This is a genomic window from Salmonella sp. SG203, assembly GCF_013350575.1.
GTDB classification, from domain to species: domain Bacteria; phylum Pseudomonadota; class Gammaproteobacteria; order Enterobacterales; family Enterobacteriaceae; genus Salmonella; species Salmonella enterica.
Window position 1 is genome coordinate 1 of record NZ_SNMT01000021.1, and the last position, 13,025, is coordinate 13,025.

Annotated in this window: 14 protein-coding genes; 6 read left to right on the forward strand and 8 right to left on the reverse strand. The window is 50.6% G+C overall.

Annotated features, from left to right (window positions below; genetic code table 11):
- Positions 1-120: 120 nt before the first annotated feature.
- Positions 121-1,242 carry a bifunctional chorismate mutase/prephenate dehydrogenase gene (gene tyrA, locus HV477_RS21810; protein ID WP_000225188.1) on the reverse strand — a complete coding sequence of 374 codons (1,122 nt, stop codon included), beginning with the start codon at positions 1,240-1,242 and terminating at the stop codon, positions 121-123.
- 9 nt (positions 1,243-1,251) lie between these two features.
- Complete coding sequence (aroF, locus tag HV477_RS21815) at positions 1,252-2,322, reverse strand: 3-deoxy-7-phosphoheptulonate synthase AroF (protein WP_001168062.1); 1,071 nt, start codon at positions 2,320-2,322, stop codon at positions 1,252-1,254.
- 439 nt (positions 2,323-2,761) lie between these two features.
- Between aroF and HV477_RS21820 the strand changes: the two genes are divergently transcribed.
- Positions 2,762-3,280 (forward strand): YfiR family protein, encoded by a 519-nt coding sequence (locus HV477_RS21820; protein ID WP_001212379.1) that lies wholly within the window; start codon positions 2,762-2,764, stop codon positions 3,278-3,280.
- Positions 3,273-4,493: a diguanylate cyclase DgcN gene (gene dgcN, locus HV477_RS21825; RefSeq protein WP_001030985.1), complete on the forward strand. Its 1,221-nt coding sequence runs from the start codon at positions 3,273-3,275 to the stop codon at positions 4,491-4,493. The genes HV477_RS21820 and dgcN overlap by 8 nt, the downstream gene beginning before the upstream one ends.
- Before the next feature lie 156 nt (positions 4,494-4,649).
- On the opposite strand, the gene rplS is transcribed toward dgcN, so the two are convergent.
- From rplS to ffh, 5 genes are all read right to left on the reverse strand, one after another.
- Entirely contained in the window at positions 4,650-4,997 is a 348-nt protein-coding gene (gene rplS, locus HV477_RS21830) for a 50S ribosomal protein L19 (RefSeq protein ID WP_000065257.1), read from the reverse strand.
- Positions 4,998-5,037: 40 nt separating this feature from the next.
- Positions 5,038-5,805 (reverse strand): tRNA (guanosine(37)-N1)-methyltransferase TrmD, encoded by a 768-nt coding sequence (gene trmD / locus HV477_RS21835; RefSeq protein ID WP_000469813.1) that lies wholly within the window; start codon positions 5,803-5,805, stop codon positions 5,038-5,040.
- Positions 5,806-5,849: 44 nt separating this feature from the next.
- On the reverse strand, positions 5,850-6,398 hold the full coding sequence (gene rimM / locus HV477_RS21840) for a ribosome maturation factor RimM (protein ID WP_000043266.1): 549 nt from the start codon (positions 6,396-6,398) through the stop codon (positions 5,850-5,852).
- A gap of 18 nt (positions 6,399-6,416) precedes the next feature.
- The gene (gene rpsP / locus HV477_RS21845) at positions 6,417-6,665 is read right to left on the reverse strand and encodes a 30S ribosomal protein S16 (RefSeq protein ID WP_000256453.1); all 249 of its coding nucleotides are present in this window, start codon (positions 6,663-6,665) and stop codon (positions 6,417-6,419) included.
- A 313-nt stretch (positions 6,666-6,978) separates the two neighbouring features.
- Positions 6,979-8,340 carry a signal recognition particle protein gene (gene ffh / locus HV477_RS21850; RefSeq protein ID WP_000460052.1) on the reverse strand — a complete coding sequence of 454 codons (1,362 nt, stop codon included), beginning with the start codon at positions 8,338-8,340 and terminating at the stop codon, positions 6,979-6,981.
- 165 nt (positions 8,341-8,505) lie between these two features.
- Here ffh and HV477_RS21855 point away from each other — a divergent pair, with 165 nt between their 5' ends.
- The 3 genes from HV477_RS21855 (at position 8,506) to HV477_RS21865 (ending at position 11,329) form a co-directional block, all read left to right on the forward strand.
- Positions 8,506-9,297 carry an inner membrane protein YpjD gene (locus HV477_RS21855; protein ID WP_001537507.1) on the forward strand — a complete coding sequence of 264 codons (792 nt, stop codon included), beginning with the start codon at positions 8,506-8,508 and terminating at the stop codon, positions 9,295-9,297.
- Between the two features lie 19 nt (positions 9,298-9,316).
- Positions 9,317-10,603, forward strand: coding sequence for an HlyC/CorC family transporter (locus HV477_RS21860; protein ID WP_127172650.1), 1,287 nt, complete (start codon positions 9,317-9,319; stop codon positions 10,601-10,603).
- Between the two features lie 120 nt (positions 10,604-10,723).
- On the forward strand, positions 10,724-11,329 hold the full coding sequence (locus HV477_RS21865; protein ID WP_001294017.1) for a hypothetical protein: 606 nt from the start codon (positions 10,724-10,726) through the stop codon (positions 11,327-11,329).
- Positions 11,330-11,363: 34 nt separating this feature from the next.
- On the opposite strand, the gene grpE is transcribed toward HV477_RS21865, so the two are convergent.
- The gene (gene grpE, locus HV477_RS21870; protein ID WP_001518875.1) at positions 11,364-11,954 is read right to left on the reverse strand and encodes a nucleotide exchange factor GrpE; all 591 of its coding nucleotides are present in this window, start codon (positions 11,952-11,954) and stop codon (positions 11,364-11,366) included.
- 123 nt (positions 11,955-12,077) lie between these two features.
- Between grpE and nadK the strand changes: the two genes are divergently transcribed.
- Positions 12,078-12,956, forward strand: a complete 879-nt coding sequence (gene nadK / locus HV477_RS21875) for an NAD(+) kinase (protein WP_079899355.1) — start codon at positions 12,078-12,080, stop codon at positions 12,954-12,956.
- The last annotated feature ends 69 nt before the right edge of the window (positions 12,957-13,025 follow it).

Below are 13,025 nucleotides of genomic sequence, written 5' to 3' on the forward strand. Positions count from 1 at the left end.
GCAATTTATAACCATGAACGGCCACACCTGGCCCTGAAATACAAAACGCCCGATGATGTTCATCAGGCGTTTTACAGACAAAAAACTGTCAACCTATATCAGGACTAGTCAATGTCATCATTATGGTCGGCTGTCATTCGCCTGACGCAATAACACACGGCTTTCATTCTGGAAGCGTCTGGCATAATCGCCAAACCAGTGTTCAACTTTGCGAAAACTGTCGATAAAAGCCTGCTTATCACCCTGTTCCAGTAACCCGATCGCATCGCCAAAACGTTTATAGTAACGCTTGATAAGCGCCAGATTGCGCTCCGACGACATAATAATGTCCGCATACAGCTGCGGGTCCTGGGCGAACAGACGCCCGACCATCGCCAGCTCCAGTCGATAAATCGGCGATGATAGCGCCAGAAGCTGCTCAAGCTGGACGTTCTCTTCCGCCAGATGCAGCCCATAAGCGAAGGTAGCAAAGTGGCGCAACGCCTGGATAAAAGCCATGTTCTGATCGTGCTCGACAGCGCTAATTCGGTGCAACCGCGCGCCCCACACCTGGATTTGCTCAAGGAACCACTGATACGCTTCCGGTTGACGCCCATCACACCAGACCACCACCTGCTTCGCCAGGCTCCCGCTGTCCGGGCCAAACATCGGATGCAAGCCCAACACGGGGCCATCATGGGCCGCCAACATTGCCTGTAACGGATCGCTTTTCACCGATGCCAGATCGACCAGAATACAGTCGGACGGCAGGGGCGGCAGTTGCGCTATGACCTGTTCAGTAACATGAATCGGCACGCTGACGATCACCATTCCGGCATCGGCGACAATGTCCCTGGCGCGCGGCCAGTCCTGCTGTTCCAGAATACGGACCTGATAGCCCGACAGCGTGAGCATTTTTTCAAACAGACGCCCCATCTGTCCGCCGCCACCCACAATGACGACCGGACGCAGAGAAGGACAAAGCGTTTTGAACCCCTTATCATTTTCGCTGGAGTAAGATTCACGCATTACCCGGCGCAGGACATCTTCAATGAGATCGGGCGGGACACCGATCGCTTCTGCTTCCGCCCGTCGTGAAGCCAGCATAGAGGCCTCACGCTCCGGCACGTAAATAGGCAGGCCAAAACGGCTTTTCACCTCGCCGACTTTGGCAACCAGTTCCAGGCGCTTAGCCAGTAAATTCAACAACGCTTTATCGACATCATCTATTTGATCGCGTAACGCGGTCAATTCAGCAACCATAACAACCTCTTATGCGACGCGCACCGCCAGCTGGCCGCTCAAATCTTTATGAATTTCACGTAACAGGGCATCGGTCATCTCCCAGCTAATACAAGCATCGGTGACGGAAACGCCATACTTCATTTCGCTGCGCGGCTGTTCGGAAGACTGATTACCCTCATGAATATTACTTTCAATCATTAAGCCAATGATTGAACGATTGCCATCTTTAATCTGCGCAACCACAGATTCGGCAACGGCTGGCTGGCGGCGATAATCTTTATTGGAGTTACCATGACTGCAATCTACCATCAGCGAAGGACGTAGTCCCGCCTGTTCCATCTCTTTTTCACACTGAGCGACATCTGCCGGGCTATAGTTTGGCGCTTTGCCGCCACGCAAAATCACATGGCCATGCGGATTTCCCTGGGTTTGCAATAACGCAACCTGACCGGCCTGGTTAATGCCAACAAAACGATGAGGTTGCGCAGCGGCGCGCATGGCGTTAATCGCTGTCGCCAGGCTGCCATCCGTGCCGTTTTTAAAGCCGACCGGCATAGAAAGACCAGACGCCATTTCGCGGTGGGTTTGCGATTCGGTTGTGCGCGCGCCTATCGCCGACCAGCTAAACAGATCGCCCAGGTATTGCGGGCTGTTCGGATCCAACGCTTCGGTCGCCAATGGCAACCCCATATTCACCAGTTCCACCAGTAGCTGACGCGCTATTTTCAACCCGGCTTCCACATCAAATGAGCCATCCATGTGAGGATCGTTAATCAGCCCTTTCCAGCCGACGGTAGTTCGCGGCTTTTCAAAATAGACGCGCATTACCAGATAGAGGCTATCGCTGACCTCTGCGGCAAGGGCTTTAAATCGACGGGCATATTCCAGAGCGGTTTCAGGATCGTGAATAGAACAAGGACCGCATACCACCAACAGACGCGGATCGCGCCCGGCAATAATGTCAGAAATGATTCCCCGGGACTGCGCTATCTGCGCTTCCTGCGCCAGGCTCAACGGAAAGGCCGCTTTAAGCTGCTCCGGCGTCATTAATACCTGTTCATCGGTGATACGTACGTTATTCAGCGCGTCTTTTTGCATGATGGCGATCCTGTCTTTTCTTGTTTGCGATAGTTGATCCTCCACGAGGATGTTTAAACCATACCACAAAAAGTAAAGATTTCAATCCATATTACGTAAAATAAACTTTACACCATGCACAATCGTCGATTAAACCCCTCCATTTCGTATCAAAAACTTTACACAACAAGTGAATTATTTTATTCCCAGCCTCAGAAAAACGGTAAAATGAGCGATGCTCGCTATTTTTTGATTATTTTTTCTCCGCACACATATTTTTACTTTCTGATATAGGTTGATTAATACCATTATCACAAGAATTTAATATCAGGGACGCCACTTAAATTATTCATATTATCAATAAGACATAATGACGATATGGCAAAATAATGTTATTTTGCTACAAACAATCACGGATGTATTTTAATGCTTTACGACTGAAGATGGTGGGGACTTGTTAATGCGTTTTTCTCACCGATTTATCCTTCTGTTATCGCTATTATTAGCAAGCTTGCCTCTGTATGCTCAACGCGTCACGGAAGAAGAGAAATCCGTACGCGCCATCGTCTCCGGTATCGTCAGTTATACACACTGGCCGGCGTTATCCGGGCCGCCAAGGCTATGCATATTTTCATCTGCGCGTTTTGTCAGGGTACTTAGCGAAGAGGCTGATTGGGCTTTCCCTTATCAACCGCTTGTCATCCGTACCACACAAGAAGCCCTGAGCGCCCGCTGTGATGGTTTTTACTTTGGCAATGAATCGCCAGCTTATCAGGTGGAGTTAACGCGTCATTATCCAGTTAATGCCTTGTTATTAATTGCCGAGCAAAATACCGAATGTATTATTGGCAGCGCATTTTGTCTGATCATTAACAATGATGAAGTCAAATTTTCCGTCAACCTGGACTCCCTCTCGCATAGCGGCGTGAGAGTAAATCCAGAAGTATTAATGCTTGCACGGAATCAAAAGCATGAATAAGGAATTTTCTCTGTCCAGACCAACATTTAAACGCACACTACGGCGGATTAGTATAATCAGCGTGCTGCTTACAATGACATTGATCTGGCTATTAATTTGCGTTGCGTCTGTCCTTACGCTCAAACAGTATGCGCAAAAAAATCTCGATTTGACCGCCGCCACAATGGCCCATAGCCTTGAAGCGGCACTGGTATTTTCCGATAACGCGGCCGCAGCGGAAACGCTCGCCACACTGGGACGCCAGGGACAATTTTCAGCGGCGGAGGTCCGCGATAAAAATGGCCGTACTATCGCTTCATGGCGCTATGATGCGCGAGCCGCAGACGATAAGCTCATCGGCTTAATTAGCCACTGGCTTTTTCCATTGCCGGTATCGCAACCCGTCTGGCACAACGGCAGGGCCATCGGCGAAGTACGGCTTGTCGCCCGCGACAGCCTTATTGGTCATTTTATCTGGCTATCGCTGGCAGTGCTGACAGGATGTATTCTGCTGGCATCCGGCATTGCCCTGCTGCTCACGCGTTATTTACACAATGGCGTTGTGGATGCGCTGCAAAATATTACTGAAGTTGTACACGACGTTCGCACTAACCGAAATTTTTCACGCCGGGTACCTGATGAGCGTATTGCGGAATTTCACCTGTTTGCGCAGGATTTCAATAGCCTTCTGGATGAGATGGAAGAATGGCAGCTACGGCTTCAGGCTAAAAATGCCCAGTTACTGCGTACCGCGCTGCACGATCCGCTGACGGGGCTTGCCAATCGCGCGGCATTTCGCAGCTGTATTAACGCGCTGATGAAGGACAATTCCGCTCGTAGCAGTTCGGCATTGTTATTTCTGGATGGCGATAACTTTAAATATATTAATGATACCTGGGGACATGCGGCAGGCGACCGCGTACTTATAGAGGTTGCCAAAAGATTAGCGGAATTCGGTGGTAGCCGTTATCAGACTTACCGACTCGGCGGCGATGAATTTGCGATGGTGCTTTACGATGTACATTCGGAATATGAAGTACAACGTATTTGCGCAGCGCTATCCCAGGCGTTTAATCGACCTTTTGAACTGCATAACGGCCAGCGAATAACGATGACCCTGAGTATTGGCTTTGCGCTGACATGGGAACATGCCACTGCCGAAAAACTACAAGAACTGGCCGATCGAAATATGTATCAGGCTAAACACCGGCGTGCGGAACGCTCGCTAAACTAAGGAACGGGCCTGGCCGTTTCTGACTCAGCGTTGAGACCACTGACCCAGACTAATCATGCAACCGTCTATGGCGTGGAGCAACCCCATAAAAAAGGGGCCAGCGTAATGCCAGCCCCTTCTTTTCTACAAGCTTTCGGATGTTGCGAAAGCGCGTTCTTAGTTAAGACGCTCTTTGATACGAGCCGCTTTACCAGTACGCTCACGCAGGTAGTACAGTTTAGCTTTACGAACAGCACCACGACGTTTAACAGCAATGCTGTCAACTACCGGAGAGTGAGTCTGGAAGACACGCTCAACGCCTTCGCCGTTGGAAATTTTACGAACAGTGAATGCAGAGTGCAGACCGCGGTTACGAATAGCGATAACCACGCCCTCGAATGCCTGCAGACGTTTCTTGGTACCTTCAACAACCCATACTTTCACTTCCACGGTATCGCCCGGACGGAAGGAAGGTACGTTCTGCTTCATCTGCTCTTGTTCAAGTTGCTTAATAATGTTGCTCATAATTTAATCTCTTATCCTGGGTAAACTGATATTCGGGGGCCTATGCCATCCCATCATGTTTATGCTGCTGTTGTGCGTGTTCTGTTTTGAACTCCGCCAGCAACCTTGCTTGCTCTTCAGTCAGAGCCAGGTTTTCCAGAAGTTCAGGTCTTCTAAGCCAGGTTCGGCCCAGCGACTGTTTCAAACGCCAGCGACGTATCTCAGCATGGTTTCCCGACAGCAATACTGGCGGTACTTCCATCCCCTCTAACACTTCAGGGCGCGTATAGTGCGGACAATCCAGCAACCCATCAGCAAACGAATCTTCGATTGCTGATGCCTCATGCCCCAGAACCCCCGGTATAAACCGGGCGACGGAGTCAATCAGCGTCATTGCCGGTAGTTCGCCACCGCTGAGAACGTAATCGCCAATTGACCATTCTTCGTCAATTTCGGTCTGAATTACGCGCTCATCTACGCCTTCGTAGCGACCACACACCAGAATAAGCTTCTGATTCGTGGCCAGCTCGCTAACGCCCGCTTGATCAAGCTTGCGTCCCTGAGGCGACAGATAAATCACTTTAGCGCCTTCACCTGCCGCGGCTTTTGCTGCGTGAATGGCGTCCCGCAAGGGTTGCACCATCATTAACATCCCTGGTCCGCCGCCGTAAGGACGATCGTCCACGGTACGGTGCCGGTCATGAGTAAAGTCTCGAGGACTCCAGCTCTGGATGTTCAGCAGGCCATTTTTTACTGCCCGGCCAGTTACCCCGTAATCGGTAATTGCACGGAACATTTCAGGAAACAGGCTAACGATACCTATAAACACAAGCCAATCCCCATAACGCCGACTTTTACCGTTTATCCGGTGGTTTAAAAACCAGGATCCCAGTCTACTTCGATAGTACGAGTAGCGAGATCGACTTTCTTGATAACCTGCCCATCGAGGAACGGTACTAGTCGTTCCTTGATACCAAATGCATCTTTCAGGTTCGCCTTAATGACGAGAACGTCATTCGACCCGGTTTCCATCATGTCGATAACTTTACCGAGATCGTAGCCTTCAGCGGTGACTACCTGGCAGCCCATCAGGTCTTTCCAGTAGTAGTCTCCCTCCTCAAGCGCAGGAAGTTGCGAGGAATCCACGACAATTTCGCAATTTGTCAGAAGATTCGCGGCATCTCGATCGTCAACGCCTTTCAGCTTGATGATCAGATCCTGATTGTGGTGCTTCCAGCTTTCCAGCTGTACCTGCTGCCACTGACCCGCCTTCTGGATAAACCAGGGCTGATAGTCAAAAATGCTTTCGGCGTCTTCAGTGGAGGAAAACACTCTGAGCCAACCACGGATACCGTATGAAGAACCCATTTTCCCCAGTACAACCGGTTCAGCGGGTACTTGTGCGGCGAGTTGCTTGCTCATCATGACCACCGTGACAGATTAAGCTGCTTTTTTTACTTCTTTGATCAGCGCCGCAACGCGATCGGAAATGGTTGCGCCCTGGCCAACCCAGTGAGCGATGCGATCCAGATCCAGGCGGGTGCCTTCTTCTTTTTCGCTAGCGATTGGGTTGAAGAAACCAACGCGCTCAATGAAGCGACCGTTGCGTGCATTACGGCTGTCGGTGACAACAACCTGGTAGAACGGACGCTTTTTAGCGCCGTGACGAGCTAAACGAATAGTTACCATAACATCCTCTTGTGTGAATAAAACAACCGGGCCCCATCGAGGAACGGAGCCCGGCGTCATATTAAAAGCCCGAAAATTTTACTGATTTCTGGGAAAAAAGCAATCAACATGTGATGAAGCTTGATTCCAGGGCGTGACCGTTGCAGCCAGTTTGGCGTCGGCGTGCGCGCAGAAAGCGGAGCGTACACGCAGTACGTGAGCATTTACTCGCTCCGCTCGCCCTTCGGGCCGCCCTAAAGGGCGTTCAAAACACTATCGTGTTTTGTCGAGCACACTCCGGCGTCAAAATGGCAAATAAGGTAGCCCGATATATTTATCTACCCGGGAAGCCTGGCGGCATCATCCCCTTCATACTCCGCATCATCTTCGCCATCCCGCCCTTCTTCATTTTCTTCATCATGCGCTGCATGTCGTCGAACTGTTTCAGAAGGCGGTTAACGTCCTGCACCTGCATCCCACAGCCCTGCGCGATACGACGCTTGCGGGAACCTTTAATGATTTCCGGCTTCGCGCGTTCTTTCAGCGTCATCGAATTGATGATCGCCTCCATACGCACCAGCACTTTGTCATCCATCTGCGATTTAACGTTGTCCGGAATCTGCCCCATGCCCGGTAATTTGCCCATCAGACTGGCCATACCGCCCATGTTTTTCATCTGTTTGAGCTGTTCCAGGAAGTCGTTCAGGTCGAAACCGTCGCCTTTCTTCAGTTTGGTCGCCAGCTTCTCAGCCTGTGCGCGGTCAACTTTGCTTTCGATATCTTCGATAAGAGACAGTACGTCACCCATGCCGAGAATACGCGAGGCGATACGATCCGGATGGAATGGCTCCAGCGCGTCAGTTTTCTCGCCGACACCGAGGAATTTGATCGGCTTGCCGGTGATATGACGAATAGAGAGCGCCGCACCGCCACGCGCATCACCATCGACCTTGGTCAGCACCACGCCGGTTAACGGCAGCGCTTCGTTAAAGGCTTTTGCGGTATTCGCCGCATCCTGACCGGTCATCGCATCGACGACAAACAGCGTTTCTACTGGCTTGATAGAAGCGTGGACCTGTTTGATTTCGTCCATCATCGCTTCGTCAACGTGCAGACGACCGGCGGTATCCACCAGCAGCACGTCGTAGAATTTGAGCTTCGCTTCTTTCAGCGCGGCGTTGACGATATCAACCGGTTTCTGGCCGACATCAGACGGGAAGAAATCCACGCCAACCTGTTCAGCCAGCGTTTCGAGCTGTTTGATCGCCGCCGGGCGATAGACGTCGGCAGAGACGACCAGCACTTTCTTCTTGTGCTTCTCGCGCAAGAATTTACCCAACTTACCGACGCTGGTGGTTTTACCCGCCCCCTGCAGACCCGCCATCAATACTACGGCTGGCGGCTGCGCAGCTAAATTCAGCGTCTGGTTCTCTTCGCCCATCGCCGCAACCAGTTCGCTACGGACAATCTTGACGAACTCCTGCCCTGGGGTCAGGCTCTTGTTAACTTCATGACCAACCGCTTTCTCTTTTACGCGATTGATGAACTCACGCACTACCGGCAGCGCAACGTCAGCCTCCAGCAGCGCCATGCGCACTTCGCGCAGCGTCTCTTTAACGTTGTCTTCAGTAAGGCGCCCACGGCCACTGATATTGCGCAGCGTGCGCGACAAACGATCGGTTAAATTATCAAACATTGTCTCTCGCCTGGGGTGGAAACGGTTGGTCGCCGCAGCGACACAGTTACAGAATTTCGCCACAGTATACCATGAAGCCGTCTTTGTTGTTATGCAACGGTTGGAGCTGCGGTCACGTAACGCTATACTGCTTCTCTTTCTCACTGGTCAACTGTCGACACAACTATGCCCGTTTTTGCTTTACTTGCCCTTGTCGCCTACTCCTTCAGCCTCGCGCTGATCGTTCCCGGACTGTTGCAAAAAAACAGCGGCTGGCGGCGTATGGCTATTCTTTCTGCGGTCATCGCGCTGGTGTGCCATGCTGTCGCGCTGGAATCGCGTATTCTGCCCGGCGGCGACAGTGGACAAAACCTGAGCCTGCTGAATGTCGGTTCGCTGGTCAGCCTGATGATCTGCACGGTGATGACCATTGTCGCGTCGCGTAATCGCGGCTGGCTACTTCTGCCCATTGTCTATGCTTTTGCGCTGATTAACCTGGCCTTCGCCACATTCATGCCTAATGAATATATTACGCATCTGGAAGCGACCCCAGGCATGATGGTGCACATCGGTCTGTCGCTTTTCTCTTACGCGACGCTGATAATCGCCGCGCTGTATGCGCTACAGCTGGCGTGGATCGACTATCAGTTGAAGAACAAAAAGCTGGCGTTTAGTAATGAAATGCCGCCATTGATGAGCATTGAGCGCAAAATGTTTCATATCACGCAGATTGGCGTCGTACTGCTGACCCTTACTCTGTGTACCGGCCTGTTTTACATGCATAACCTGTTCAGTACTGAAAATATTGATAAAGCCGTGCTCTCTATCGTGGCATGGTTTGTCTATATCGTTCTGCTGTGGGGGCATTACCATGAAGGCTGGCGGGGTCGCCGGGTCGTGTGGTTTAACGTCGCAGGCGCGGGTATTCTGACGCTGGCCTATTTTGGTAGCCGCATATTACAGCAATTTGTAAGCTAAGCTTTTAAAGGAGTTTCCCCTGGAACACATCTCCACCACCACGCTGATTATCATATTAATCATCATGGTGGTCATCTCGGCCTATTTTTCCGGTTCCGAAACTGGAATGATGACGCTAAACCGTTACCGTTTACGCCATATGGCGAAGCAAGGTAATCGCTCGGCAAAACGGGTAGAAAAATTACTGCGTAAACCCGACCGACTGATAAGCCTGGTGCTGATCGGCAATAACCTGGTCAACATTCTTGCCTCGGCGCTCGGCACGATTGTGGGTATGCGGCTTTACGGCGACGCCGGCGTGGCTATCGCCACCGGGGTACTGACGTTTGTCGTGTTAGTTTTTGCTGAAGTCCTGCCCAAAACTATCGCCGCGCTCTATCCGGAAAAAGTGGCCTATCCCAGCAGCTTCCTGCTGGCGCCGTTACAGATACTGATGATGCCGCTGGTGTGGTTACTTAACACCATCACCCGCCTGCTGATGCGTCTGATGGGAATTAAAACGGACATCGTGGTTAGTGGGTCGTTAAGCAAAGAGGAATTACGCACTATCGTGCATGAATCCCGTTCGCAAATCTCTCGCCGCAATCAGGATATGCTGCTGTCGGTTCTCGATCTGGAAAAGGTCAGCGTGGATGACATCATGGTGCCGCGTAATGAAATTATCGGGATCGATATCAATGACGACTGGAAGTCTATCGAGCGGCAGCTTACCCACTCGCCGCACGGACGCATTGTGCTCTATCGCGATTCGCTGGATGACGCCATCAGTATGCTGCGCGTGCGTGAAGCCTGGCGGTTAATGGCCGAGAAAAAAGAGTTCACCAAAGAGATGATGCTGCGCGCCGCCGATGAAATCTATTACGTCCCGGAAGGTACGCCGCTCAGTACGCAACTGATTAAATTTCAGCGCAATAAAAAGAAAGTCGGATTAGTCGTCAACGAATATGGCGATATCCAGGGTCTGGTCACCGTGGAAGATATTCTCGAAGAGATCGTCGGCGACTTCACCACCTCGATGTCGCCGACACTGGCGGAAGAGGTCACGCCGCAAAACGACGGTTCGGTCATTATTGACGGTACCGCCAACGTCCGGGAAATCAATAAAGCGTTTAACTGGCACCTGCCGGAAGATGACGCGCGCACCGTCAACGGGGTGATTCTGGAGGCGCTGGAGGAAATTCCGGTTGCTGGCACGCGCGTGCGCATTGAGCAGTACGATATCGATATTCTCGATGTACAGGAAAATATGATTAAGCAGGTAAAGGTTGTACCGGTAAAGCCGCTGCGCGAGAGTGTGGCGGAGTAACACAATGGCGAACTCCGGTTCGCCTTTTTTATCGCCGTCTTTTAAGATTCCATCAATTCCTGCCATTTACTTAACAATGCAATAATGTCTTTTCAGGCATTCAGAAAGGATATTGATGTTATGTCAGAAAATTATGTAATTGAATGGGATAAGAATTTTGCAGACGACCTCAACGTCGTCGCCAACGTTTTTTTATCGCACAACCCAACCTTATGGCCCACTATTTTCTCTCAACTTTCGACGCAACCTGAAATCTTTGAAGACGAAGATGAAGACGAATATGGGTTGCAGGACGTCCTGGATTGTAGCGGTGGCGATCTCGGAAATAACGAGCTGGCACAGGCATTTTTACAAGTTCTACGCGGCGAAGGATTTATTCACCTCGTTGACTGGAAAGGTGAAGATGAAGAAGGCGAACTGGCTAATTTTGCCGCAGATCGCTTTTATGAACTCACAAAAAACCTGACGGATTCTGAGGAATTAAGAAATCTTCTTGTCGAAATAACCCAAGAGGATGAAATCTCCGATGTCTGTGAAGCCGGAGACCGTTACCTTGACGAGATCTTTGAACGCATCCAGACCGAACTCAATAAGAGGGGCTTCCAGATTTTTGATCTGAATGAAGGATCTGACACCTATAATGTGGTCGTTCTGCCAATGAGCGAATATAAAAAAATAGAGGATTTCAACACGCCGTGGCTGGAAGTGCAGGATTTTTTAAGCTAAAAAAATGGCCGACTTTACATCGGCCATCAGACTTTTACTTCGCCTTCGCTACAGTCACCATCGCCGCGCGAATGGTACGACCGTTCAGCGTATAGCCTTTCTGCATAATACCCAGCACATTGCCTGCCGGAACCTCTTCCGACTCCACCATCGCAATCGCCTGATGCACGTTCGGGTCCAGCGGCACGTTGGTCTCAGCAATCACTTCCACGCCGAATTTACGCACCACATCCAGCATAGACTTCAGCGTCAGCTCAATTCCTTCGACCATTGCCGCCATATCCGGATTGGCTTTGTCTGCAACTTCCAGCGCGCGATCCAGGCTATCGATTACCGGCAGCAATTCGTTGACGAACTTCTCGAGAGCGAATTTATGCGCTTTTTCGATATCCTGTTCAGTACGACGGCGCAGGTTTTCCATTTCCGCTTTGATACGCAACACGGTGTCGCGTTCGCGAGTCTGGGCTTCTGCAAGCTGAACTTCCAGATTCGCAATTTTTTCATCGCGCGGATCCACCTGCTCAGCAGAATCGTTTGGTTCAACTGCCTCAACCTCTTCGTGCTGATCCATGATAATTTCTTCCGGGGCTTGCCCCTCAGGCGTTTTCTGTTCTTTACTACTCATGAATTTCTCCGCGTTTTTTTTCGCATTCATCTCGCTAACTTCGCTTATTATGGGGATCAGATTCAGGGTTTCAAGGGAAGTACTCACATTGTCATCAATCTTCGCTACAAGGACCTCAGAAAAATGAATAATCATTTCAAGTGTATCGGCATTGTGGGGCATCCGCGTCATCCCACCGCACTCACGACACATGAAATGCTCTACCGTTGGCTATGCGATCAGGGTTATGAGGTCATTGTGGAGCAACAAATCGCCCACGAATTACAGCTAAAAAATGTGTCAACCGGCACGCTGGCGGAAATTGGTCAACAGGCGGATCTGGCGGTAGTTGTGGGCGGCGACGGCAATATGCTTGGCGCAGCGCGTACGCTGGCGCGTTATGACATCAATGTGATTGGCATTAACCGCGGTAATCTTGGCTTCCTGACCGATCTCGATCCGGACAACGCCCTGCAACAATTATCTGATGTGCTGGAAGGGCGCTATATCTCCGAAAAACGTTTTCTGCTGGAAGCGCAGGTCTGCCAACAGGAGCGCCAGAAGCGTATCAGCACAGCCATTAATGAAGTGGTGCTGCATCCGGGAAAAGTGGCGCATATGATCGAATTCGAGGTTTATATTGATGAAACCTTCGCTTTTTCACAGCGATCTGATGGTCTGATCATTTCTACGCCGACCGGCTCCACCGCCTATTCGCTCTCCGCAGGCGGCCCTATTCTGACCCCTTCACTGGATGCCATCACCCTGGTGCCGATGTTCCCGCATACCTTGTCGGCGCGCCCGTTAGTCATTAACAGCAGTAGCACGATTCGTCTGCGTTTTTCGCATCGCCGTAGCGATCTGGAAATTAGCTGCGACAGTCAGATAGCGCTGCCTATTCAGGAAGGAGAAGATGTGCTGATTCGCCGCTGCGACTACCATCTCAACCTGATACATCCCAAAGACTATAGCTATTTCAATACATTAAGCACAAAACTCGGCTGGTCAAAAAAATTATTCTAATTTTACGTTAGCCTCTTTACTGTATAAAAAACCAGTTTATACTGTATTTAATTACAGTCATGGTTTTTC

Coding starts and splice junctions, on each gene's coding strand:
- tyrA (WP_000225188.1), bottom strand. CDS start 1,242: ATGGTTGCTGAATTGACCGCGTTACGCGATCAAATAGATGATGTCGAT.
- aroF (WP_001168062.1), bottom strand. CDS start 2,322: ATGCAAAAAGACGCGCTGAATAACGTACGTATCACCGATGAACAGGTA.
- HV477_RS21820 (WP_001212379.1), top strand. CDS start 2,762: ATGCGTTTTTCTCACCGATTTATCCTTCTGTTATCGCTATTATTAGCA.
- dgcN (WP_001030985.1), top strand. CDS start 3,273: ATGAATAAGGAATTTTCTCTGTCCAGACCAACATTTAAACGCACACTA.
- rplS (WP_000065257.1), bottom strand. CDS start 4,997: ATGAGCAACATTATTAAGCAACTTGAACAAGAGCAGATGAAGCAGAAC.
- rimM (WP_000043266.1), bottom strand. CDS start 6,398: ATGAGCAAGCAACTCGCCGCACAAGTACCCGCTGAACCGGTTGTACTG.
- rpsP (WP_000256453.1), bottom strand. CDS start 6,665: ATGGTAACTATTCGTTTAGCTCGTCACGGCGCTAAAAAGCGTCCGTTC.
- ffh (WP_000460052.1), bottom strand. CDS start 8,340: ATGTTTGATAATTTAACCGATCGTTTGTCGCGCACGCTGCGCAATATC.
- HV477_RS21855 (WP_001537507.1), top strand. CDS start 8,506: ATGCCCGTTTTTGCTTTACTTGCCCTTGTCGCCTACTCCTTCAGCCTC.
- HV477_RS21865 (WP_001294017.1), top strand. CDS start 10,724: ATGTCAGAAAATTATGTAATTGAATGGGATAAGAATTTTGCAGACGAC.
- grpE (WP_001518875.1), bottom strand. CDS start 11,954: ATGAGTAGTAAAGAACAGAAAACGCCTGAGGGGCAAGCCCCGGAAGAA.
- nadK (WP_079899355.1), top strand. CDS start 12,078: ATGAATAATCATTTCAAGTGTATCGGCATTGTGGGGCATCCGCGTCAT.